General features: G+C 46.4%; 19 protein-coding genes. 7 read left to right on the top strand and 12 right to left on the bottom strand.

Features of this window, described 5'->3' with window-relative positions; translation table 11 throughout:
* Nucleotides 1-42: 42 nt before the first annotated feature.
* The 3 genes from MHI37_RS08715 to MHI37_RS08705 all read right to left on the bottom strand — a co-directional run bounded on the left by MHI37_RS08715 (nucleotide 43) and on the right by MHI37_RS08705 (nucleotide 3,659).
* Entirely contained in the window at nucleotides 43-1,776 is a 1,734-nt protein-coding gene (locus tag MHI37_RS08715; protein ID WP_076339109.1) for an extracellular solute-binding protein, read from the bottom strand.
* A 127-nt stretch (nucleotides 1,777-1,903) separates the two neighbouring features.
* On the bottom strand, nucleotides 1,904-2,782 hold the full coding sequence (locus tag MHI37_RS08710; RefSeq protein ID WP_076339110.1) for a carbohydrate ABC transporter permease: 879 nt from the start codon (nucleotides 2,780-2,782) through the stop codon (nucleotides 1,904-1,906).
* 22 nt (nucleotides 2,783-2,804) lie between these two features.
* The gene (locus tag MHI37_RS08705) at nucleotides 2,805-3,659 is read right to left on the bottom strand and encodes an ABC transporter permease subunit (RefSeq protein ID WP_076339121.1); all 855 of its coding nucleotides are present in this window, start codon (nucleotides 3,657-3,659) and stop codon (nucleotides 2,805-2,807) included.
* Nucleotides 3,660-3,928: 269 nt separating this feature from the next.
* On the opposite strand from MHI37_RS08705, the gene MHI37_RS08700 reads away from it, so the two are divergent.
* Both MHI37_RS08700 and MHI37_RS08695 read left to right on the top strand, forming a co-directional pair.
* Nucleotides 3,929-5,662, top strand: coding sequence for a histidine kinase (locus MHI37_RS08700; protein ID WP_076339111.1), 1,734 nt, complete (start codon nucleotides 3,929-3,931; stop codon nucleotides 5,660-5,662).
* A 23-nt stretch (nucleotides 5,663-5,685) separates the two neighbouring features.
* Nucleotides 5,686-7,299, top strand: coding sequence for a response regulator (locus MHI37_RS08695; RefSeq protein WP_076339112.1), 1,614 nt, complete (start codon nucleotides 5,686-5,688; stop codon nucleotides 7,297-7,299).
* Here the strand turns inward: MHI37_RS08695 and MHI37_RS08690 are convergent.
* Both MHI37_RS08690 and MHI37_RS08685 read right to left on the bottom strand, forming a co-directional pair.
* Nucleotides 7,296-8,333 carry an MBL fold metallo-hydrolase gene (locus tag MHI37_RS08690; protein ID WP_256710670.1) on the bottom strand — a complete coding sequence of 346 codons (1,038 nt, stop codon included), beginning with the start codon at nucleotides 8,331-8,333 and terminating at the stop codon, nucleotides 7,296-7,298. The genes MHI37_RS08695 and MHI37_RS08690 overlap by 4 nt on opposite strands.
* Nucleotides 8,330-9,082, bottom strand: coding sequence for a class I SAM-dependent methyltransferase (locus tag MHI37_RS08685; protein WP_076339113.1), 753 nt, complete (start codon nucleotides 9,080-9,082; stop codon nucleotides 8,330-8,332). Before MHI37_RS08685 ends, MHI37_RS08690 begins: the two co-directional genes overlap by 4 nt.
* Nucleotides 9,083-9,273: 191 nt before the next feature.
* Between MHI37_RS08685 and MHI37_RS08680 the strand changes: the two genes are divergently transcribed.
* From MHI37_RS08680 to MHI37_RS08670, 3 genes are read left to right on the top strand one after another with little or no spacing between them, the layout of a single operon-like run.
* Entirely contained in the window at nucleotides 9,274-10,605 is a 1,332-nt protein-coding gene (locus MHI37_RS08680) for a spore germination protein (protein ID WP_083676489.1), read from the top strand.
* Nucleotides 10,602-11,702 (top strand): hypothetical protein, encoded by a 1,101-nt coding sequence (locus MHI37_RS08675; protein WP_076339115.1) that lies wholly within the window; start codon nucleotides 10,602-10,604, stop codon nucleotides 11,700-11,702. The genes MHI37_RS08680 and MHI37_RS08675 overlap by 4 nt, the downstream gene beginning before the upstream one ends.
* Nucleotides 11,699-12,790: a Ger(x)C family spore germination protein gene (locus MHI37_RS08670; RefSeq protein WP_076339116.1), complete on the top strand. Its 1,092-nt coding sequence runs from the start codon at nucleotides 11,699-11,701 to the stop codon at nucleotides 12,788-12,790. Before MHI37_RS08675 ends, MHI37_RS08670 begins: the two co-directional genes overlap by 4 nt.
* An 88-nt stretch (nucleotides 12,791-12,878) precedes the next feature.
* On the opposite strand, the gene fni is transcribed toward MHI37_RS08670, so the two are convergent.
* Together fni and MHI37_RS08660 are read right to left on the bottom strand one after the other, a co-directional pair.
* Entirely contained in the window at nucleotides 12,879-13,934 is a 1,056-nt protein-coding gene (fni, locus tag MHI37_RS08665; RefSeq protein ID WP_076339117.1) for a type 2 isopentenyl-diphosphate Delta-isomerase, read from the bottom strand.
* Nucleotides 13,931-14,092, bottom strand: a complete 162-nt coding sequence (locus MHI37_RS08660) for a hypothetical protein (RefSeq protein ID WP_179090302.1) — start codon at nucleotides 14,090-14,092, stop codon at nucleotides 13,931-13,933. Before MHI37_RS08660 ends, fni begins: the two co-directional genes overlap by 4 nt.
* 263 nt (nucleotides 14,093-14,355) lie before the next feature.
* Between MHI37_RS08660 and nagB the strand changes: the two genes are divergently transcribed.
* Entirely contained in the window at nucleotides 14,356-15,081 is a 726-nt protein-coding gene (gene nagB, locus MHI37_RS08655) for a glucosamine-6-phosphate deaminase (RefSeq protein WP_076339118.1), read from the top strand.
* A complete protein-coding gene (gene nagA, locus MHI37_RS08650) occupies nucleotides 15,082-16,278 on the top strand; it encodes an N-acetylglucosamine-6-phosphate deacetylase (protein WP_076339119.1) in 1,197 nt (398 codons plus the stop codon). It abuts the gene before it with no gap.
* A 1,216-nt stretch (nucleotides 16,279-17,494) separates the two neighbouring features.
* Here the strand turns inward: nagA and MHI37_RS08645 are convergent.
* The 5 genes from MHI37_RS08645 to mdh form a co-directional block, all read right to left on the bottom strand.
* Nucleotides 17,495-18,277 (bottom strand): DeoR/GlpR family DNA-binding transcription regulator, encoded by a 783-nt coding sequence (locus MHI37_RS08645; RefSeq protein ID WP_076336132.1) that lies wholly within the window; start codon nucleotides 18,275-18,277, stop codon nucleotides 17,495-17,497.
* A gap of 2 nt (nucleotides 18,278-18,279) precedes the next feature.
* Nucleotides 18,280-19,236, bottom strand: coding sequence for a sugar kinase (locus tag MHI37_RS08640; protein WP_076336133.1), 957 nt, complete (start codon nucleotides 19,234-19,236; stop codon nucleotides 18,280-18,282).
* Between the two features lie 239 nt (nucleotides 19,237-19,475).
* The gene (locus tag MHI37_RS08635; RefSeq protein ID WP_076336134.1) at nucleotides 19,476-19,904 is read right to left on the bottom strand and encodes a hypothetical protein; all 429 of its coding nucleotides are present in this window, start codon (nucleotides 19,902-19,904) and stop codon (nucleotides 19,476-19,478) included.
* A gap of 212 nt (nucleotides 19,905-20,116) precedes the next feature.
* A complete protein-coding gene (gene recQ, locus MHI37_RS08630; RefSeq protein ID WP_076336135.1) occupies nucleotides 20,117-22,276 on the bottom strand; it encodes a DNA helicase RecQ in 2,160 nt (719 codons plus the stop codon).
* A 118-nt stretch (nucleotides 22,277-22,394) separates the two neighbouring features.
* A complete protein-coding gene (mdh, locus tag MHI37_RS08625; protein ID WP_076336136.1) occupies nucleotides 22,395-23,336 on the bottom strand; it encodes a malate dehydrogenase in 942 nt (313 codons plus the stop codon).
* Nucleotides 23,337-23,534 lie beyond the last annotated feature (198 nt).

The raw sequence follows: 23,534 nt of genomic DNA, 5'->3' as shown, positions 1-23,534 counted from the left end.
CAATGGTGAAACTGCATGATGACAGGCTGTTTGTTAGATTCATTATTTAACGCTGTTGTACCAATCGTTAACTTCCTTCGTAATTTGCTCTCCACCTGATTTTTTCCAGTTTTCGACCATCGTGTCGAAAGACTCAAGCGGCTGTTGACCATATACGATCTTATTGAACGTTTCGTTAAGAAGCTTGTTCAACAGCTCGTTTTTGCTTTGCATCGTTTCCGTCAAAGGACCCATATAATAGTTTTTCATGCGAATATCATTTTGGTCCATAACGACCTTCATTGCATCGGTGTTTTCTTTCAGACGTGTGTTGAACTCTTGCTTCTCGTATGGAGATACCGGCTCTGCTCCATTAGCCAGCTTAACATGCGTCTCTGCATACAAGGTTGGAATACGTGCACCTTCAAACGTAAGCGTATAATAAAGCGGTGGCGCTGTTTGATCCTTCAAGCCTGGGAATAGATCAGAATGATTCGCGATATCTGCTGTAATCGAACCATCAGGAAGCGTAGCGTAATCGTAGCCCTCTGCGAAGCCCTTCTCAAATTCGCTGCCCGGCTGCGGGTTCGCCATATTATCGAAGAACCAGTTATAGTAGTACAGGATTGCTTCTGGATTTTTCGCTTTTTTGTTAACAAACACATAACCGTTAGCTGGCGGGTTGCCGCCTGCGGAACCGATTTTACCGTCTGGGCCTGCCGGAATCGGATAAGCTTTATATTTTGAGCCAGGAACATTGTTCAACAGGTCTGGGAAGGGCCATGCTGGTAGCCAGTTAGGTCCAAACATAATGCCCGCTTCGCCTTTCGTGAACAGCTCGGAGCCTGTTGATTCATCCAGCAATGCAGAATCTTGAGAAATATAACCTTTATCGAGCCAACCCTTTAACTGGGATAGTGCCGTCTTCGCTGCCGGATTAATGGAGCCATGCTCCAATGTTCCTTCAGCAGTTAGATTCCATTGGCCAGGCATTGTACCGTTATCACCGAAAATGAAGCCAATGTCAGTCATCCAGTTAGCGAAACCGTTTTTAAAGCCTGTAGCCAAACCAATCGTATTCTTTTTGCTGTCACCGTCTGGATCGCCATTAACGAATGCATCCATAACCGTTTCCATCTCTGCAAGCGTCGTAGGTGCCTTGAGGCTTAGCTTCTCCAGCCAATCCTCACGAACCCACATAACGTGATCCGCGTTGTAAGCGTAATCGAGAATAGGCAATGCCATTTTCTCGCCGCCCCGGCTTATCGGCAGCCAGATCGTTGGATCAAGGTCCAGACCAGCTTTATAAGTATCGTTTGCGTATTTCTCAACGAGATCGCCTACCGGCATAAATTGTCCGGAATCAATCAGCATATTAACCGTTTCCATATCACCGCGGTAAGTGACCACATCCGGCATTTCTTCGCCTGACGACAGCATCAGACGCAGCTTCGTTTTGTAGGCATCATTGGTGTTCGTTACGACCCAGTTGTACTTGATGTCAATGCCAAGTCTTTCTTTGATCAGACGAGTATGCACATTGTCTTCAATCGTTTCGCCTTCTTTAAAGATCGAGCCGTTTTGGTTAAGACCCCATACGGTCGACAGCGTTATCGGAGTTGTGTACTTCCCGTCAACAAAACCTTCCTTGCTCTCCTCTTCAACCTTAGACGGTTCATTGCCTGGTTTGTTCGTTGCAGCAGTACCATTTGTTCCTTTATTCGCATTGTTGCCAGAACATGCCGCAATTGCGACCATAAATGTGAGCACCAATAAGACTGATAGCCATTTCTTCATTCCCTTACCCCCATAAGTTATATTTTGCTATTAATTACGGTATATTCCATTCCGCTTGTTACCAATATACAGCGCTTCAAACCGTACCGATAGACCATTATTTTGTTATTGATGCCTTTTTCTTGCGCTATTCCTTAACCGCTCCGAGTATGATGCCCTTAACAAAATATCGCTGTAAAAATGGATATACGAGCAATATTGGCAGTGTTCCGATAAAGATTTGCGCCGATTTCACGGTACGCTGAGAGATATGCTTCAGCTCATTGACATCGGGATTTATTTTATTAAAATCCTGTTGAACAATAATCGTTTGTAAAAATGTAGATAACGGATATTTTCTATAATCTGTAATATAAAGCAAGCCATCAAACCATGAATTCCAATGCGTGACCATCGTAAATAAAGAAATCGTTGCTAATGCAGGCATCGATATCGGCAAAAATATGCTCCACAGCGTTCGGAACTGGCCAGCTCCGTCAATCAACGATGCTTCTTCAAGCTCCTTAGGGACTGCTCGGAAGAAGTTCATCAGAAGCACCATGTTAAAAACATTGATTGCGCCTGGCAGCACGAGCGCCCAAATCGAGTTCATTAAATCCAAGTTTCGAATAAGCATGTACGAAGGTACAATACCACCGCTGAACAGCATCGTAAAGAGAAAATACCAAGTATAGATGGAACGGCTCTTAAACACTGGCTCATCCTTAGAGAGAGCGTAACCCGCCAATATCATCAGCGACATGCCCACAACGGTTCCAAGAGCTGTCCGTTTAAGCCCAACGAACAGCGCATTGTGAAAGTTATCATTGTTCAGCGTTTTGGCATAGGCATCGAAATTAAGACCAATTGGCCAAAGCTTGACTAAATTGGCATTCGCCGGTGCGCTGGCGCTTAAGCTGACTGCTAGAATGTGGACGAGCGGAATGATGCAGGTAATGCAAATGAGAGCTAGCAAAATGTAGTTAAATACCGAAAACGCTTTGTAGCCTGTTGTTTTGTGATACATGCTCTTTCTCCTTCCTCCCTCTTTAGAAAATTCTGTATCCGGCGTATTTGTAAGCCATCCGATAGGAGAACACAATCATAATTAAGCCGATGATCGATTTAAACATGCCGACGGCTGTACCAAAGCTGTATTGACCGTTCAATATTGCCGTTCGATATACGAATGTATCGATAATATCCCCCTTGTCGTAAACGAGCGCATTGTATAAATTAAAAATTTGATCAAAGCCGCCGTTCAAAATATTGCCAAGCGACAGCGTTCCAACTACGACAGCGATCGGAATCATCGATGGCACCGTAATATACAGCGTCTGTTTCCAGCGCGTTGCCCCATCTACTTCAGCGGCTTCATACAAGGATGGGTTTACACCTGACAATGCAGCCAAAAACACGATCGTATTAAAACCGAAGTTCTGCCAAACATCACTGACAATAACGGTAAATCGGAACCAATTGCCCTCCCCCAGCCAAAAAATGGAATCCATTCCTATGCTGTTCAGCAACTGATTCACAATACCTTTGCTGCCTAACATATCTGTAAGAATCGCGCCCAATATGACCCATGAAATAAAATGCGGCAAATAGACGAGCGTCTGGACGACACGCTTGAAAAATATTTTTCGAACCTCATTGAGCAATATCGCGAACGTGAACGGCACCACTAGGCCAAAAACGATCTTTAAGCCAGAAATAATCAAGGTGTTCCAAATCACCTGCTTGCTGTCCGGATACTCAAACATAAAGCGGAAATGCTCTAAACCGACAAGCTTGGAATGAAACATCCCGTTATAAGGCTTAAAATCCTGAAAAGCCATTATTAATCCACTCATAGGTACGTAAGCAAATATAAAGACGATGATTGCTGCAGGAAACAGCATGAGATGCAAAGGCCAAGTGCGGCTAAATACTTCCTTCGCCCGTTTCTCCTTTTTACGTGTGTGCTTTTTTTGCTGCTTCAGCGGTTCGTTTAGCGCACTTTCCACTGCTTTTTCCCCTTTCCGAACAAAATTTGATTTGTGTTTTATCAGCTCTCCTGTATGATTAATTTTATCAGCTGCTTCACCTGTTCTATAGACCACGATTTTTGGAACCATGCCACTTTGTAGACTTATCTATCATTATCTTGACAAAAAGAGAGGGCTCCAGCATGCGTTTACGCGAGAATACGTTTGCCAAAATGATTTCATTAATTATCCTATTGCTTATTCCAATCATCGTTTTGTATACGCTTTCTATTCGAACAAGCATCGAAGTCATAAAGGAAGAAATGAAGTCGCTGAAGCAGAAGGATATTACTTTTCTAGCTAGTGAAATCGATAAGAGTGTAACCACTCTCTCGACGCTTGGCTTCCTGCTGAGCGAGGATATCCATATTCAGCAGCTGCAAAATCTTCATTTCATCGAAAGCGCATATCAACGAAATGATGAGAAGCTTCGCATACTGGAGCGCCTTAGGCTGCTCAATGTCGCCCAGCGCTGGGATACGCAGTACAGCATTACAGCGCCTGCGAGCGAGCAGCTCGTATCAACGAATACTTATCTTTCTTACGATCTAGATTCGATCAAGCAGATACTGACGCCAACCTGGAAATTCGAAGAAATGACCATACAAAGCATGAAGCAAAACCGCTTCGTACGGCATATCGTCAAGCCCTCAACCAAAATAACCGATATCGATAAGGCCGGCATTATTGTTGAAATTTCATTTCCTGAAGAGCATCTTATTAAGGATTTGGATACGTTCAAATTAGCTGGAAAGGGGGACCCCTTCCTTATTCATGCAGAAGGGGGAATAATCGAAAATCGGAGCGCCGATAAAGGAATGACCGAAAGTATTAAAACATTAATGCTAAAGGGAAATATTGAAGAGGCATCCAACCAGATTGTCAGCTTGCATGGGAATGATTTTCTCGTAACCTCCGCCCATGTGAAAACGCTCGATTGGTATTTGATCGATTACGTGCCGCTTGCGAATATATTAAAGCCAATCGTCAAAAGCCAAAATTTATTTTACGGCTCAGTAGCCTTGCTGCTTGTCATGAGCTTACTCGCTGGCTACTTGCTCTATCGCAATGTTCAGCGGCCGATTGGCTTGCTTGTCCGGAATGTTAAGCGACTGAAGGAAGGCAATTATTCTACACGAATTACTGCAAATCCTAAAAATGAATTCAGCTATTTATTCCAGCACTTTAACGATATGGCTGCCAATACCGAGCAGCTTATTCAGAAGGTTTATGTCGAGGAGCTTAGGCGCCGCGAGGCGAATGTCAAGCAGCTGCAATCCCAAATCAATCCCCATTTCTTATACAATTGCTTTGCGCTCATTCGCAGCTTGGCAAGGCTGGATAAGAAGGAATCTGTTATGAAGCTGGCCATGCATCTATCCAGCTACTACCGTTATACGACAAGGGTTGAGAAGCTGACAGCTACCATAAAGGAAGAGCTTCAACTCGTAGAAAGCTATTTGGAAATCCAACAGTTCCATATTCAGCATCTATCCTATCGCATCCAAGTGCCTGATGCTATGCAAGGTATTGAAATTCCGAGATTGCTGCTTCAGCCTATCGTAGAAAATGCCGTACTGCATGGCATTGAGCGGTTCGATGGAGATGGTGTCATAACGATTTCCGGGGAAAGCAACGACCGCTATCATAGCATTATTGTAGAGGACAACGGAATTGGCATAAGCGAGGAGGAGCTTCGAAAGCTGGAGAAAAAAATTATGAATCCACCCGATGATTCGAGTGGCTGCGCATTGTGGAACATCCGGCAGCGGATGCTCTACCAATTCGGGCAGGAAGCCTCGATCAGCTTCCGTATTCGTCCCGAAGGCGGCGTTGCCGTACACCTGACTTGGCCGCAACAATTATTACCAGCCTAGCATAAAGATTGGAGCTGTTCATCATGTATCAACTTTTAATCGTTGACGATCAACCGGATCTTGTAGAGGATTTAGCCAGCAACCTGCCATGGGACACTGTAGGCATTGAAACCGTGTATCAAGCCAATTCGGGACAAGAAGCACTCGAAATAATGAATACGACGCCGATTGATATCGTGATTACGGATATTCATATGCCAGGACTGTCTGGGCTAGATTTAATGGAGCAAATACGCGCCTCCTGGAGCAATGTCAAATGTATTTTATTATCGGGCTACAATGATTTTGAATACGCCAAAAAAGCGCTGCAGCATCAAGCAAGCGATTATTTGCTTAAGCCTGCGGACGACGAGGAGCTGCTTCGAGCCGTCAAGAAGGCTACGATGCAATTGGAGGAGCACTGGCAGGAAATCAGCTCGCATCAAAGCGCGCTAAACTCCTTGAAGGATAACTTGCCTATTTTGCGAAACCATCTGCTGCTCTCGCTCCTTCAAGGCCAGACCTTCAGCGAAGAGAAGCTTAATGAAAAGCTCGATATGCTCGATATTCCGTTTAACAGCTCCTCCCCCTATTGCATGATGCTGCTGCGGATGGAGGATTATTTCTACGAGCAGAGCGAACGTGACAGCTCCCTGCTTGAATATGCGGTATCCAATATCGCTGAAGAAATATTTGCTGACGAATACAAGCTTTGGCAGACGAAGGACGAACACGGCTATTTTATTTTTCTCATTATGAGCAAAAACGGAAGCTCGCAGGAGCAAGCACCCTTTCTTCATCTCGTGGAACAAAAAGCGGCGCAGCTGCAGCATTATGTGAAGCTTTATTTAAAGGGCACAGTATCCCTTGTGCTCACTAAGCAAGATGAGTTTCCGCGTGAGGTGCAGGAGACCTATCATTTTTCACTTATGAGCTTCAGACAGCGTATTGGCAGCGAACGAGGCTTCCTATTAACGCTAACAGAGGAAGTAAAGCACGGCGAAGCGAACTCCCTTTCTCACTTATACAATCCACCGCTCCTTATTCATCTGCTGGAGGCAGGACAATGGGATGCTATCGAGGAGAAGCTGAAGCATGCCTTTGAGGAACTCGAGTTCAAATGGGGCGACTCGCATGAGCATATTTTGGAAACCTATTTCATGATCGTCAGCTCACTAAGCTATTCCATTCACAAGAACAAGCTTTGGATGACGGATATTATGGGCGGCGAGTTTAATCAATTGCTTAGCGGTCCTAACTTTCATACGATAAATCAGCTTCGCTCTTGGACAAGCGGTATTATCAATGCCTATAAAGATCATATGAGCAGTAGAGTCCAGCACTCCCGCTCCAGCACAGTACAGAAGGTGCAAGAGTATGTATCCGGCCATTTGGAGGACGCATCGCTGCAATCCATCGCCTCGCATGTTTTTCTAAATTCGTCCTATTTGTCAAAAATTTATAAGCTGGAAACGGGCGAGGGCATCAGCGATTATTTGTCACGGCTCAAAATGGAAACCGCGGCGCATATGCTGCGCACTACGCCAGAAAAAATTTATGAGATCGCTGCTAAAGTCGGTTATTTGAAAACAAGCTATTTCATTAAGGTTTTCAAGGATCGTTACGGCGTTACTCCTCAAGAATTCCGTGATCGCTAAGCCGGCAGCGCTGAATAAATAAAGATGCCAGCAACGTTTGCTGAGGAAATTCGGGCGTGTTTTTCCAAATAGACCAGATGAGCCAGCGTCTCCGACATCGCAAATCTTAATTGATGAGCATTGCCGCCGAGCCTGCTGCCAAATAGAGCCTCGCACATGCGATAAGCAGAGCGAGGCTCTTCTGCGAGCAGCGCTGCCATTTTGTCCAGCCTGCTTAGATGATGCTCTTCAAGCTCCGCAATACGGCCTGCAAAATTGGTGAATGGATCACGATGTCCAGGAAACGCAAGCTTGACCTCGAATTGCTTCAACTGCTCCAGACTGCTCAGAAAATCGCCCAGCGGATCGCCATCCTCCCCCGGAACGACGCTAACATTTGGCGTAATCCGAGGCAATACTTGATCTCCGCACAGCATCCATTGCAAGTCCTGTTGATAGAAGCAAACCTGCCCGCGAGCATGTCCAGGCGCATCAATAAGAAGCCAGCTCTGAGAACCGATCATCATGTGGCTGCCTGCTTCGAAATAGGTTACCTCTGGCTGTGGTGATACCATGCTCACAAATGATTTAAGATTTTCCGCAATCTCCTCCTGCTGCTCGATGGGCATGCCATGCTGTGCGTACAGCACTTGCAGCTGCTCTGAGAAATGACTATCTGCTCCCCAAAGCCTGCGTGCATAAGCATGTGCTTCCTTAGTTATATAGACAGGAGCCCCACTTCTCTCTTGCACATAACCAGCCAGCCCATAATGGTCGGGATGCTGATGTGTCAGCACGATTTTCACAATATCTGTCCACTTCAGCTCTAGATCCTGCAATACCTCAGACCATACGCTAATCGCATCATCTGTTCGCAGACCTGGATCAATGAGCGTATAACCGCGCTCTTCCGGAATAAGGTAGCTGTTCACCCATTTGAGCGAGAAGGGTACCGGTACGCGCACCTGAACCCATTCCTTCTGAAGAAGTACCCTCTTCATATTTAACTGTCGTGCGGCTTCCAGCACCTGAGACTCGTCCTTATCGTTACTCACGTTGATTTCACCCTCCCTATCATAATCATTCGCGGTGAAGTTGCTTCATCGTATGCCGAGCCGTTGTAATCCCCATACAGCCTAGTCAAATCAAGTCCGCTAGCAGCGAGATGATGTTCGAACCACTCCTGCTTGTACAGTCTCACTCTCTCCAAATATCTCCTCGGCTCCTCCATATTGCGTGGATCAGATATCGTTATTTCCTTCATCACCCAACCGTCTGCAATGGAGCGAAGCTCTTGAATGTGCAAGCCGCTATCCTCATCCAATCGTTCCGATCTCGGAACTAAGTTTTGAGCAACTTGAACGGGATTAAGAAAATCGATTAGAAAGGAGCCATCCGGGTTCAGCACTTTTCTAATTTGGCGCAGCACGTTGATATTGTCCTCTTCCAGCTGAAAATAACCAAAGGAAGTAAATAAATTAACCGTTGCAGCAAAGCGCCCTGCTTCAAACGGCAGCCTGCGCATATCTCCGTGAACCCAGTTCACCTGCGAGGTGTCATCATGGCGCTTTGCTTCTTCAAGCAATATAGGAGAGAGGTCAATACCTGTTACCGAATAACCAATTTTCTCCATAGCGAGCGCATGTCTCCCCATCCCGCAGCCGATATCCAGCACCTTGGCTCCCCTCGGCAGCCCAAGCCAAGCAAGCATTTTGCCAACCTCTTTACTCGCATCTTCCCAGTTCCGATGTCTATAAACTAGCATATAGTCGGAGCCAAAACTCTGCTCATACCATGGTTTCATTCTTTTGTTCCCCTCCATTATGTACCAGCTCTGTGAAGACCATATGTTTGCTTCATTGTACTTGAATAATAACTTACTGGCAAAGCCGCAGCGGACAGGCATAAAAATTGGTTTCAAGTACAAACTATGGAAGATTATTCAGCTAGTTCGTCCGTCCAATGATCATATTATTTAAAAAAGGAGGTATCGCTATGAATGAACGTTTGCGCATATTGTTTGCCGAATCTATCGATGTCGTATTTTCATCGTTGCAAAATAATGAAATGTCCATTGAAATTGCTTATATATCCACCATTTGCGAAATGAAAAAAATTAATGATTTCATCATCATCCCTTTTACGAGGGAGGAGTACTCATTTCAAAAGCAGCTGGACACAAACCCCGATTACCACAAGGTTGAGGATACTGCCCAGTGGCAAGATCTCCTTCTGCGCGGCAACGTTCTTATCCAAGTAAAGGAAACGATATATTCCTTCAAGGTCAGAGAAATTATGACCATTGAAAGCCCGCAAACACAGGTTGAGAGTGCCATTCAAGGTCCTCAGCTTGCCTTAAACGAGGATATCATCGTTTCTCTCAACCTCATTCGAAATATATATCCGTCTCCGGATTTAGCCGTGGAGGAGCATACCGTTGGCTCTTTGTCCAAAACACAAATCTATGTTTTATTTGATCAACGCCGGGTAGATTCGACAGTACTCGAAAACGTTCGCAGCAAATTAATTTCCATCAACGTTGAAATGCTTCAAGCCGCTGGCGAATTGGAGAAGCTGCTGATCGGCAAAAGAAAGCATTTATTTCCTACTGTTCTCATTTCTGAGCGGCCTGACCGCATCGGCAAGGCGATATCCAAAGGAAAGGTTGTCCTTCTCTTAAACGGAAATATGTTCGCACTTATTTTGCCGGCCACCTTCTATGATTTCATGCATGCAATGGAGGACGATTACAATGCGTATTGGATGACTAGTTTTCTCGTGCTTCTTAGATACATCTCTATTGTGCTGACGATTACACTTCCTGCCCTCTACATATCGGTCGTCTCGTATAATCCCGAGGTATTTCGTGTACAGCTTGCTTTCTCCATTGCAGGGAGTCGGTCTGCTGTTCCTTACCCCTCTTTTATCGAGGTATTTATTATGCTCTTCATGATCGAGATGCTGGTAGAAGCGAGTATACGACTGCCACGCTACATCGGTTCTACTGCTACAACCGTAGGCGGACTTATTCTAGGACAAGCAGCCCAGCAGGCAGGGCTCGTGAGCAGCATTATGATTATCGTGACGTCGGTCGTTGCGATTTCAAATTTTGTTATTCCTATAAATTCACTCTCATTTACAGTCCGCTTTTTGAAATATCCTCTTATAGGAATTTCTATTTTTTTCGGAATTACTGGCGTCGCCGTCGGCTTGTTTCTCTATGTTGTCTACCTATGCAACCTGCGCAGCTTCGGTAAGCCTTATATGCGCTTATTTGGTAAATTAAGACCACTGGAAGGAGATATCGGGCAGGTGAATGGCGAATGAACCGCTATGTATTTTATCCATTTATCATGGTCAGCTTTATCAATCTATTGCTGTTTGTACCATATATTTTAATTCAAGCTCGTTTTTCTGGCGCTGTAACCTCCATGATTGTAGGATCTGTTATCGGCACAATATTTGTCTACATGTATACCGGCGCACTTGCCCGCTTCCCTGGTAAAGGTCTGCCTGAAATACTTAAGCTGCATTGTCCTCAGTGGCTGGTATCTATTACAATGATTTGTTCGGCGATTATGTGGTGGTTTGGTACGACTATTATTGTTGTAACCTACGCGCTGCTCATCAATCGTTTCTTCAATCCAGACGCGAATCCAACGCTTATTCTGATCATGCTTATTCTCGCATGCGGTTATGCAGCGACACGCTCAACACTTTCTGTCATGTACGTCATTGAGATCGGAATTATCGTCAATGCGCCAATCATTATCTTCATCTTATTCAAGGCGGTCCGAAGTACACAATTGAACTGGGATTCCATTCATGTCGTAGCTAATTATGTAACTGAGATGCCCACCTTGACTGCCGTAGCAGCTGCAAGCTATATATTTACCGGTTATATCAATCTATCTTTGTTTAATCGGCTTCTGCCGCCTAATTTTCGTTTCAAGTTTCGCTGGGTATATCCGCTCTTCGGCATTTTGATATTACTTGTTTCGTTTTTTGTGCCAATCGGATTTCACGGAACAGTGGCTGTAAACGAGTATATCTACATCTGGAGCATAACTGCAGACTCGCTGATTATGCAATATGGCTTTATTGAGCGAGTATTATTTTTATTTTTAATCGTGTTTCTCAATTTAACGCTCATCTACACGATGAGTGGATGGCATCAGGCGATGGAATCTATTAAAAGCAGCTTCCGAAATTACAAGCCGGAAATCGACAGCCCCAGAACACCGATATCGAATTACGTAATTGTAGGTATTTTTATCGTGCTTACGTTCCTCTATCTCCAATTCGCCAATGAGAAAAACGGTATTATTATAACCACGTATTGGCTCGTCGTGCGAATGTTTGTAGAAGGTATCATTGTTGTAGCAGTATTCATCCTCAGTCGATGGAGGTCTAAGTCCACATGAATGCTTACATCCGAATTGCTCTGGCTAGTCTCATCATTGGCATGCTTGGCGGCTGCGGCTTTAAAGATATCGACAAGCGCTTCTTTGTCGTTGCGATTGGCATTGATGCATCAGAAAATGAAAAGAAGCCATACCGTATCACCCTTCAGCTCGCAATCCCCTCCCCGAGCATCGAGCCGGGAGCATCCAAAACGCAAATTGAAACCATCGATGCTCCAAGCATCGCCGAGGGCGTTCGCATGCTGAAAGCCTATGTAGATAAAGAGCTCGACTTTGGGCATTGCAAAATTTATATCGTCGGTGAGAAGGTCGTAAAAACGAATTATCAGGATACACTTCAATGGATGATGCGAAGAAGAGATATTCAAAATATCGCTAATATTGCTATTGGCAGACCGGATGCGGCAAGCATACTAAAAGTAATACCTATTTCTGAGCGTTATCCAGGAAATACGCTGTTTTTAAGCTTTGGTGCAGATGGGACAGAATCATCTTATACGTATGTAGAAACGTTATCAGACTTATCCAGAAGAGCTACAGAACAAGGATTGGACCCCTTAATGCCTATTATTATGAAAAATAAAGAGTCAAGCTTCATTATTAATCAAACCGCGCTGCTCGACAAAAAAAGAATCAAGCTCGTACTATCCCCTACTGAGGCGCAGATATATAACCAGCTAGCCAATGATTTCACCAAATCGTCCATGCACGGCATGTTTGAAGGCTCGGATCTTGTTGTGGCTATCACTAACATTCGTTCTAAGTTTCGCATAGGAAAACAAAATGGCAAGGATACGATTACGATGGATGTGAAAATGAAAGTCGTTTTCGAGGAAGCTCCCAGAGGGATATTTACCGATCAATGGACATCCGTTCAGCAAAATCTTAATCAGGAATATGCCAAGTCATGTGTCGCCCTGCTGCGGAAGATTCAGAAAGCGGGCGTTGACCCCATTGGCTTTGGTCTTCGGTATCGTGCAACTCATCCAAAACCCGACTCCTGGAAGGAGTGGGAGTCGATCTACCCGGAAATTGAATTCGTGGTACGACCGAATATTATTATCGAAGGCACAGGGCTTATCAAATAAACGGATTATTTCTTCCTGCAGAATAACAAATAAGGGTGTCCCTAGGGGCATTTAAGCACCCTGGTCACCCGATCACCATTACTTCTTCCTATTTCAGGAGCAGTCTGCTCGTGTGCCGCAGTTCATCAATCGAGGCTGCGCCGATACCAAACATCGCGGTTTGCAATTCGAATTCAATTCGCTCAAATTGCTGAAGCAGCTGCTCCTGCGATACCTGTTGACTGCTGTTTGCCGCTTGCGGCAGCAGAACTCGCCCAAAGCCTGCTAGGTTAGCACCAAGCCCAATAGCTTTAGCTGCATCAACACCTGTTCGCAAGCCGCCGCTTGCAATAATATTCGCTTGCGGCAAGCGCATCCGTATCTCCGCCACACTCTCAGCGGTCGGTATGCCCCAGTCTGCAAACGCTTCTGCTGCTTGCTTTCTCATCTCGTCGGTTGATCGAAATTTCTCAACCTGACTCCATGAGGTGCCTCCCGCGCCTGCTGCATCGATAAAGGCTACGCCCACACCGACAAGTGCTTCAGCCGTATCTGCGTCAATTCCCCAGCCTACCTCTTTGATCCCTATAGGAACGTTAGAGCGCTTGCATACCTGCTCTATCGCCGTCAACAAATTCCGGAAATCCGTGTCTCCTTCAGGCTGAAATACCTCCTGCATACTGTTAAGATGCAGCACGAGCGCATCCGCTTCCGCAATGTCCACCGCTCTGCGACAGGAGTCAACGCCAAAGCCATAATTAAGCTGAACCGCTCCAATATTCGCAATGACAGGAACGGAAGGGGCATCCTTGCGGATAGAAAAAGAAGCCGCTAGCTGTTCATTTTCAATCGCTGCACGCATAGAGCCAAGACCGATCGCCCAACCTCTTGCTTCCGCTACTACAGCCAAACGACGATTAATCGCACCTGCCTCATCCGTTCCACCCGTCATCGAGCTGACGAGCAATGGAGCACCAAGCTTCTTCCCGAACCATTCGGTATTCAGCTTGATCTCACCAAATGAAAGCTCCGGCAGCGCATTATGTTTAAACCGATACCGCTCCAAGCCCGTTTCAATGCCTACGCTGTTCACTTGCTCCTGCAAGCAAATGCGGATATGCTCGCCTTTGCGCTTCGCGGTAGCTGCTTGCTGATCTATTGTCATGCTTGTTCCTCCCAAGCAAGCGCAAACGTCCCGCGTCCTATATAGCGACGCAGCTCATTTTCACGCTTCTCTATCTTTTCAATTGCTATACTGCAAAACAAGCTCCTCAGCTTCAAGCCATCCATCCCAAATTCGGCAAGACGACTACGTACTAGCATAGCATAATTTTATGTTTCCCGCTCCCACATCCATGACATTGACACATACGGTGCGCTTACAGGCATAGATAAACAGCTTCCTCCTGCAGGAGCAGGACAACTGGATGTACGTATCGCCAGCGCTCCACCGCGAGACAGATCAAGGTATCCTTATCATTTTGATTTTTTCCATCATTTTTTTGATTATAATGATCAAATTTTCTTGTTAATTGATCGATATTCATTTAAAATATGAGTAACAACATCATCGAGGAGGTACACTTATGGAGATCATCATATTTGATACACAGCAAGAATTAGACATCTATGCAGCAGATTTGCTCATAAGCGTCGTAAATGAGAAACCAGATGCAGTTCTCGGTCTTGCAACAGGTTCGACACCGATCGGAATATATGACAAAATAGTAGAGAAATTCAACGAGAAGAAGGTTAGCTTCAAGGAAGCCACCACTTTTAATCTAGACGAATATGTTGGCATCGGTCCGGAAAATGATCAGAGCTACGCTTATTATATGAATAAGCATTTATTTTCTCATATCGATATCCCTGCCGCTCAAACCTATCTTCCTAACGGTATGGCAGCGAATATGGAAGAAGAATCTGCACGCTATGATGCTATGATTCAAGCCAAACCTATCGATATCCAGCTTCTTGGCCTTGGACATAACGGTCATATCGGCTTTAATGAGCCTGATGATAATCTAACTGGAGGCACCCATTCCGTTAAGCTCAAGGAGGAAACTAGGCTAGCCAATGCACGCTTCTTCGCTTCAATGGAGGAGGTTCCGGGTTATGCGATAACGATGGGTGTTGGCTCTATTTTGAAATCGAATACGATCATATTAGCCGTACGCGGGGCGGACAAAGCGGAAATTGTAAAAGAAGCATTAACTGGTCCGATTACAACAAGCGTTCCAGCTTCTTTGCTTCAAACACATGCACGCGTAATCGTTCTGCTCGATCGCGAGGCAGGAAGGTTGTTGGGTTAAATGGCGGAAGGCACGACTAGCTGGATCATTCATAATGTCAATATCGTACTTGAGGATGGCGTCGCTGCTGGCAGCGTCGTCGTTCAAAACGGTAAAATAGTAGAGGTTGCTGCGGATGGCAACAAGGACACTGCCCCCGTGTCTGCTGACGGTCTTCAGATTATTGATGGCGGTGGCGGCTGGCTGCTGCCTGGTTTTATTGACGTTCATGTGCATGGAGGCTTCGGCGCTGACTTTATGGATGCAAGCAGCGATAGCTTTGATACGATTACAAAGTTCCATGCTTCACAGGGCACGACCGGCATGCTGGCTACAACGATGACCGCTTCCAAGGAGGCGATCGAAGCTGTACTGCGTGCTGTCGATCATTATCGCAGCAGCGAGATGCCTTACACTGCTTTGTACGGTGTACATTTGGAAGGCCCTTTTATAAGCGAGAAGTGGCCAGGTGCACAAAATCCCGATCACATTATTGACCCGCAGCTCGAATGGATGAAGCAGTGGCAGGCCAAGTGGCCTTCCCTTATTAAACAGCTAACCCTTGCACCTGAGAAGATGGGTGCTCTCGAAACGATCGCTTGGCTTGCAGAGCAGGGCATTAATACGGCGTGCGGCCATACCGACGCCTTATATGCCGAGATCATTGCTGCGGCAGATGCAGGTCTGTCTCAGGCTGTACACACCTATAACGCCATGCGGGGACTGCATCACCGTGAGCCAGGTGCCCTGGGCGCCGTACTTACGGATTCACGCATAGCAGCGGAGCTCATTGCTGATGGCATACATGTGCATCCAGGAGCGATACGGCTGCTGCTCGCCGCCAAGCCCGCGGATAAGATTATTTTGATTACCGATGCCATGTCAGCGGCAGGCATGCCCGACGGCGAGTATAGCCTTGGCGGCTTAGCGGTCATTATGAAGGACAACGAAGCACGTTTGCTTGAAGGCAATGCTTTGGCAGGCAGCTGCTTGACGATGATTGGTGCCGTACGCTTCATGCTTGAGAATACAGACATGACCATTGCTGAGGTGAGCCGCCTTGCGAGCGGCAATGCCGCGAAGCAGCTTGACATTAACGACCGTACTGGCTCCATTATCTGCGGCAAGCAAGCCGATCTTGTATGGACAGATGCACAGCTGCGTATCCAGCAAACTTGGGTGCAGGGGCGTTCTGTTTATCACAATCAGAAGCAATAGCTGGACGATCCCTATGACATTTCAATAAAACAAACTTTACTTTCTACTTTCCATATTAAATATGACGAGGATGTCTAGCCAATAATTTGGCTAGGCATCCTCTTTTTGGTTCCAATTAGTGGCGGGATGCGATCATTCGGGCGCGATAAGAACACATAGGTGCTTATGGCAGCAAAACAGCTTACTTTCTTGAGCGATAAGCACCTATGTGTGCTTATGGGCTGGATTTAGTAGCGGGTTACGGTCATTCGGGCGCGATAAGAACACATAGGTGCTTATGGCAGCAAAACAGCTTACTTTCTTGAACGATAAGCACCTATGTGTGCTTATGGGCTGGATTTAGTAGCGGGTTACGGTCATTCGGGCGCGATAAGAACACATAGGTGCTTATGTCAGCAAAACAGCTTACTTTCTTGAACGATAAGCACCTATGTGTGCTTATTGGCTGGATTTAGTGGCGGGATGCGATCATTCGGGCGCGATAAGAACACATAGGTGCTTATGGGCTGGATTTAGTGGCGGGAATGCGATCATTCGGGCGCGATAAGACCACATAGGTGCTTATGAGATTGAATTAGTGGCGGGATACGATCATTCGGGCGCGATAAGAACACATAGGTGCTTATGGCAGCAAAACAGCTTACTTTCTTAGGCCATAAGCACCTATGTGTGCTTATGGGCTGGATTTGGTGGCGGGAATGCGATCATTCGGGCGCGATAAGACCACATAGGTGCTTATGGCAGCAAAACAGCTTACTTTCTTAGGCCATAAGCACCTATGTGTGCTTATGGGTTGGATTTAGTGGCGGGAATGCGATCATTCGGGCGCGTTAAGACCACATAGGTGCTTATGGCAGCAAAACAGCTTACTTTCTTAGGCCATAAGCACCTATGTGTGCTTATTGGCTGGATTTAGTGGCGGGATGCGATCATTCGGGCGCGATAAGAACACATAGGTGCTTATGGGCTGGATTTAGTGGCGGGATGCGATCATTCGGGCGCGATAAGAACACATAGGTGCTTATGGGCTGGATTAAGTCTAGAGGTCGGGTGGCTTTCGCTTACCTATAATTTGCTTAAGCAAGCAGCCATCGATAAACAAAGGAAAATGGCGGTACAGAAATAGATTCCTGCACCGCCATTTGATTAAAACTCTACTTTTCTCCACTAATAGCGAACATACCACTTTTGGGATAGCCTCATCTTTTGGATATAGCTAGCCCGTCACATGCACAGAAATACCATGCTGCTTCATTTCATAAGAAAGCTCCTCGGTGAGCGGAACGTCTGTAATAACGCCGCTCAGCTCCGTTAAAGCAGCAATGGAGAAGAGTGAGGTTTTTCCTGTTTTGGTATGATCGAATACGGCATATGCCGCTTGCGAACTTTTAATGAGTGCTTTGGCGATTTGTGCTTCTTGCTCCGAATAGGTCGTAATGCCGCCTGTCGCAGAAATACCGTCGACTCCGATAAACATTTTCCCAATATGAAGATGGGCAACCGTACCTTCACTTAAAGGCCCGCACAGCTCGAAGCTATTATGCCGCATGATACCGCCGGTAACAACAACTTGAATCTCGCTGCCTCCAAGCTCCATTGCAATATTCACCGCATTGGTTACAACGGTAATCCCTTTACGGGTTTTTAATAGTTTTGCGATTAAGAAGTTGGTCGTACCGCCCGAGAGCCCAATCACGTCGCCTTCAATAATTAACGACGCAGCCAGCTCGGCAATTCGTTCCTTCTCCAAGATCGACAAACCTTCCTTCTCCGCAAATGGCAATTCCCGAGCAGAGTTCATGCCATCATACAGCGCACCGCCAATTGTACGTATAACCGGATAGTCGGACTCCATCTGCTCTAAATCACGACGCGCTGTCGCTTCTGAACAGCCGAAGCGCTCGACCATTTCCGGAATCGTCACCCGTCCCTGCTGCTTTAGCAGTTGAAGAACAGCCTCACGGCGACGCTGGCCCTTGGAACCGACTACATCAGTCATTATCAGCGCTCCACCCACGCTTTGGCAGACAAGCGATGCTCAACAACGCTCCACTCAGGCAATGCTTCCCAGTCTCCGCGCATCTGTACAACAAGAGATCCGTTAATGCTTGCTAGACGTACAGCTTCCACCGGGGTTAACCCCTTCATAATTCCTGCCAAGAATCCAGCACAGAAGCCGTCCCCAGCCCCTACCGTATCTACAACCTGCTCAGCTGGGTAGAATGGTACGCTGTCTTCCTGTCCATCCTTCCATACGACAGTTGTATCGCCTACGCCTTTAATAATAGATATTGCTTTTAGCTCAGAGAGCTTGCTCTTGACCAGTTCATAGTCATCCGTATCATACAATAGCTTAAGCTCGTCCCAGCCCGGCAAGAAATAATCGGCATCCGCAGCAAGCGGCAGCAGCGTTTCACGAGCTTCCTCGATTGACCAGAGCTTAAGGCGGAGATTGGGGTCGAAGCTCACAAGTACGCCTGCCTCCTTCGCAATATCGACAGCACGGCGAAGCGTTCTGCGGCAATCCTCGCTAAGCGCTGCCGTGATACCGGTTACATGAAGCAGCTTAGCTCCACGAATATAATTCTCATCAAGCTGCTCAGGCAGCATTCGACTAGCAGCCGAATGCTTTCTGAAATAATGCACTGCCATTTTGCCCGCCACATGCTCACGGAACATCATACCGGTTGGCGCATCCGTGCTAAGCTGAGCGCGTGATACGTCAACGCCTTCGCCGCGCAGCGTTTTCAAAATATTTTGACCAAACGGATCATTGCCAAGCGCACCAAACCAGCCTACAGAGGAACCTAGACGTGCAAGTCCAATTGCGACATTGCTTTCCGCTCCGCCGAAGGTTTTTTCAAGCGTTGCAGCACGTTCGATCGACTTATGCTCCTGAGGCATAAATAGAGCCATGGATTCACCAAATGTTACAATTTGCGGCGATGATTCATGCACGTTAAACTCCCCCTACAGTGTTATTTTATTAATATATAAGTTGAACTAAACATTTACGTTTTGGGCGCTGCGCGAGTAGATCGTTCTGAAGGATCGCGGTTGCAGCCAGATTCTTTGATTTTCTAAGACTTTTAAAGGTAAGAATAAGGCTGCAAAGGCGAACACTTCGTTTCTCCAAAACGATCTTCTCGCTTCGCTAAATCTTCATTTTACTCAGTTCAAGTTATACAAATTAACGCTTAGACTTTAAACATCGGGAACTTCATGAAATAAATAATCGCAATATACAACACCAACACAATGATGCTCATCACGCGCGCTTTATTGATATGTGCGGTTGCACTCTTGCCATCTTGAATAGAAGCAACTACAAGCTTAAGGGGCTTGGAAATAATTCCGCCGAGTGCAGCAATAGCTAGGAAAAGCAGTACAATAATAATCATCCATGCAACGCTGTATTCACCCTGCGACATCAAATAACCGCCCGTTAACAGCTGCACCACTAGAAAATACTGTGCTAGCCGATTAGCTGACAGCAAACCATCAGCCAAACCGCCTTGTCCAACTCCAGCGAGCCTCGAAGCTCTGCCTACCATCATCGGAAGCACGATATAGAATCCCATACCAACTGCTCCGATCACGTGTAAAAATAACATGACATTAAACATTTGTATTCCTCCTGTTTTGGTATTCCACAGATCATGATTCGTCATTGCCACAATCGCATACTATAAATAGTTTATCAGAAACGAGGCTTTTTTCAAATAATTCCTCTCCCAATACGATGTATATTATTCTTTTCGAAACTTTTTTCCCCAATCGTTCCCGAAATTTTCACAGTTGGCTCTGTAAAAAGCATAATATCAACTATTACGCTGCTTTAGACTTTAAAGCCGTATTTACTCATTACACCATGTATTGAAAAATAGGTAACTTCCTCGGGCAGAGCATCTTTAATCGGCCGCAGCTTTTCAGTTCCATGCTCACCGATGGCCTGTACAATCAATTGCTCGAACTGCTCAGGTATGATCCGGCTAAAATCCACTTCTTCTCCTTCGTCGGCGCAGCGAATGATATGTCCTTCTACCGTCACTCTGCTTAGCCCGCGATCCTTAGCGATTTCATCCGGCTCTTGTCCCGCTTGAAACAGCTCAAGTGTCGTTAAGTGACTAGGCTGCTCATCGCTCTGTGATCTCGTAGTAGACGCTGCTGCCTTCCTAGGCGCATGCGATAAAGTTTCTTCTCCCAATGCCTGTCCTTCACCTGCATTAGCATGGATAATAGAGAGCAAGTCCTCACCATATTTATCTGCCTTCGCCGAACCGATCCCTTTCACACCTAACAGCTGGTCGATCGATTTGGGCTGTGCATTCGCAATTTCCCTAAGTGTCGCGTCAAAGAACAGCATGAATGGCGGTACGCCTTCCAAGGCTGCTTTTTCTTTGCGCCACTGCTTAAGTGCTTCAAATAACGGCGAAGCATTCGCACTATCCGCGGAAGCAGCTTGTCTTACGGTTACTCTTACTCTTTGAATGATCGACTCGCGGCCTTCCAGCACCGGCAATGCACTCGCTGTCAAAGAAACGACAGGGTACTGCCCTTCACTGAGCTTTAAATAGCCCTCTGCAACGAGCCAATACAGCCAATCCCCGATTTCCTTCTCCGGCAAATGCCGCATCAAGCCATACGTGGATAAACGATCCAGCCCAAATTCAAGAAGTCGTTTGTCACGCGAGCCCTTAAGTACTTTGGCTGCCATCATAACGCCAAATCGACCTTTCATTCGACCTACACACGACAGCGCCATTTTCGCTTCTTCGGTCCGATTAACAGGCTCGCTCTTATCCAAGCAGCTGCTGCATTTCCCGCATGCCTCTACGCCGGTTTCTCCGAAATAATCGACAATAAATTGCTGCAAGCAGCGCTGCGTCCGACTATAATTCATCATCGTATGAAGCTTCGATAGCTGAATGGACTTGCGATCACTATCTCCTGTCCCTTGCTCAATCAGAAAACGTTGAACCTGCATGTCGGCTGGCTCGAATAATAGGATACATTCGCTTTCCTCGCCATCACGGCCAGCACGGCCCGCCTCTTGATAATACGATTCAATGTCGCTTGTCATTTGCCAGTGCAGCACGTAACGAACGTTAGGTTTATCAATACCCATGCCAAAAGCATTTGTTGCAATCATCACGCGAATTTCATCAAACCGAAATCTCTCCTGCGTTTCCGCACGCTCTACATCTGAGAGTCCGCCGTGATATTTACCCGCTTGAATGCCTCTGCGTGTCAATTGTTCATATACATTCTCGACTTCTTTTCGCGTTGCGGCGTAAATGATGCCAGATTGCTCCTTGCGTGATGAGATAAAGTTCTCTAAAAACTTCTTTTTATCCACACCTGTTACGACAGACAGCGATAGATTGGGCCTCGCAAATCCGGTTACAAAAACACTCGGGTCACGGAGCTTCAGCATTTCTGCAATATCCGCGGCTACCTCTGTTGTTGCCGTAGCTGTAAATGCAGCTACAAGCGGCCGATCCCTCATCCGTGCGATCCACCCTGCCAGCTGTCTATAGCTTGGACGAAAGTCATGACCCCATTGCGATACGCAGTGGGCCTCATCAATCGCGATGAGCGGGATGGTAAGCTGCTCCGATAACGTTTGGAACATTGGCGCATCCAGACGTTCTGGAGCCACATACAGCAGCTTATACTCCCCCTGCATCGCGCTTCGCATCACTTCCCGATATTCTGCAGCTCCGAGCGAGCTGTTAAGAAAGGCTGCGGAAACCCCTACCCGCCGCAGTGCATCAACCTGATCCTTCATCAGTGATATAAGCGGCGATATAACTAGTGAAGTGCCAGGCATCAGCATTGAGGGAATTTGGTAGCAAATCGATTTTCCACCGCCGGTCGGCAAAATAGCCAACGTATCGCGTCCTTGCATAATGCCCGAGATAATATCCTCTTGTCCCTTCCGGAAAGAGTCATAGCCATATACCCGTTTCAAGGCTTGTTTCGCCTGTTCGATCAATCGATACCCCTCCCATTCTCAAGGCTTCTACGCTGTAAAATTAAACAGGGAGGACCCTGGCAGCATACTGTCAGGGTCCTCCCAAACGCATTTATTTGAGCTGCAAGCAGCTCGCTTATTAACCTGTTACAATTTGTATAACATTGCGAACGGACACCGCAGATTTATCAAGAGCAGCTTTTTCTTCAGCAGTCAAATCAAGCTCAAGCACTTTCTCGATACCGTCGCCGCCAATGATTGTTGGAACGCCCATGAACAGATTGTCATAGCCGTATTCCCCTTCAAGCAAAGCGATAACCGGCAAAATACGTTTTTTATCTTTAAGGATAGCTTCAGTCATTTGCACAAGGGAAGCTGCTGGCGCATAATACGCGCTGCCGTTGCCAAGCAGATTAACGATTTCGCCGCCGCCAACGCGAGCGCGTTGAACGATGGCATCAATACGCTCTGCAGAAATAAGCTTCTCGATTGGGATACCGCCAACGTTCGAGTAACGAACGAGTGGAACCATGTCATCGCCATGTCCGCCAAGCACAAAGCCGCGAACGTCTTCAACAGATACATTAAGCTCTTGCGCAATAAATGTGCAGTAGCGAGCCGTATCAAGAACACCGGATTGACCGATCACACGGTTTTTAGGGAAACCAAGCGTTTGGAATGCGGCATAAGTCATCGCATCCACTGGATTGCTCAGGATAATGACATAAGCGTTAGGGCTTGTAGCTTTGATGTTTTCACAAACGGATTTAACGATGCCAGCGTTAGTGCTGACAAGGTCATCACGGCTCATGCCTGGTTTACGGGCGATACCAGCTGTAATGATCACAACATCGGAATCTCTCGTATCGTCATAGTTTGCCGTACCGATAATTTTCGCATCAACGCCAAGCACTGGTGTTGCTTCAAGCATATCAAGCGCTTTACCTTTAGTTGGGTTTTCAAGCGGCGCAATATCAACAAGAACAATATCGCCTAGTTCTTTCTGAGCAAGCATCAGTGCAGTAGTCGCACCTGTGAAGCCTGCTCCTACTACTGTGATTTTGTTGCGTTTAATAGCCATCTTGTGCAAATCCTCCCGTAACACTTATTTTAAAGGGGAGACCCCTTGACCCCCCGGTTTTCAGCTCAAAGTCCTCCTAAGTGCGTTTTCGAACCCTCCTAAATCCTCCCTTCCAAGGGAGGACCCCAAGGCGCTGCGCCCTCTGGACACCTGCGAATTGGACTAACGTAGGAGATAAATCGACGTGCCTGTGCGACT

The sequence above is a fragment of the Paenibacillus sp. FSL H8-0548 genome, from assembly GCF_038630985.1.
Lineage (GTDB): Bacteria > Bacillota > Bacilli > Paenibacillales > Paenibacillaceae > Pristimantibacillus.
This window is presented reverse-complemented; position numbering and strand designations above follow the sequence as displayed.

Excerpts from the sequence above, each read along its gene's own strand:
- MHI37_RS08715 (WP_076339109.1), bottom strand. The coding sequence starts at position 1,776 with ATGAAGAAATGGCTATCAGTCTTATTGGTGCTCACATTTATGGTCGCA.
- fni (WP_076339117.1), bottom strand. The coding sequence starts at position 13,934 with ATGACAATAGATCAGCAAGCAGCTACCGCGAAGCGCAAAGGCGAGCAT.
- MHI37_RS08660 (WP_179090302.1), bottom strand. The coding sequence starts at position 14,092 with ATGCTAGTACGTAGTCGTCTTGCCGAATTTGGGATGGATGGCTTGAAG.
- MHI37_RS08635 (WP_076336134.1), bottom strand. The coding sequence starts at position 19,904 with ATGTTTAATGTCATGTTATTTTTACACGTGATCGGAGCAGTTGGTATG.
- MHI37_RS08645 (WP_076336132.1), bottom strand. The coding sequence starts at position 18,277 with ATGACTGATGTAGTCGGTTCCAAGGGCCAGCGTCGCCGTGAGGCTGTT.
- MHI37_RS08675 (WP_076339115.1), top strand. The coding sequence starts at position 10,602 with ATGAACCGCTATGTATTTTATCCATTTATCATGGTCAGCTTTATCAAT.
- nagB (WP_076339118.1), top strand. The coding sequence starts at position 14,356 with ATGGAGATCATCATATTTGATACACAGCAAGAATTAGACATCTATGCA.
- nagA (WP_076339119.1), top strand. The coding sequence starts at position 15,082 with ATGGCGGAAGGCACGACTAGCTGGATCATTCATAATGTCAATATCGTA.
- MHI37_RS08710 (WP_076339110.1), bottom strand. The coding sequence starts at position 2,782 with ATGTATCACAAAACAACAGGCTACAAAGCGTTTTCGGTATTTAACTAC.
- MHI37_RS08685 (WP_076339113.1), bottom strand. The coding sequence starts at position 9,082 with ATGAAACCATGGTATGAGCAGAGTTTTGGCTCCGACTATATGCTAGTT.
- MHI37_RS08700 (WP_076339111.1), top strand. The coding sequence starts at position 3,929 with ATGCGTTTACGCGAGAATACGTTTGCCAAAATGATTTCATTAATTATC.
- MHI37_RS08705 (WP_076339121.1), bottom strand. The coding sequence starts at position 3,659 with ATGCTGTTTCCTGCAGCAATCATCGTCTTTATATTTGCTTACGTACCT.
- MHI37_RS08680 (WP_083676489.1), top strand. The coding sequence starts at position 9,274 with ATGAATGAACGTTTGCGCATATTGTTTGCCGAATCTATCGATGTCGTA.
- MHI37_RS08695 (WP_076339112.1), top strand. The coding sequence starts at position 5,686 with ATGTATCAACTTTTAATCGTTGACGATCAACCGGATCTTGTAGAGGAT.
- mdh (WP_076336136.1), bottom strand. The coding sequence starts at position 23,336 with ATGGCTATTAAACGCAACAAAATCACAGTAGTAGGAGCAGGCTTCACA.
- MHI37_RS08670 (WP_076339116.1), top strand. The coding sequence starts at position 11,699 with ATGAATGCTTACATCCGAATTGCTCTGGCTAGTCTCATCATTGGCATG.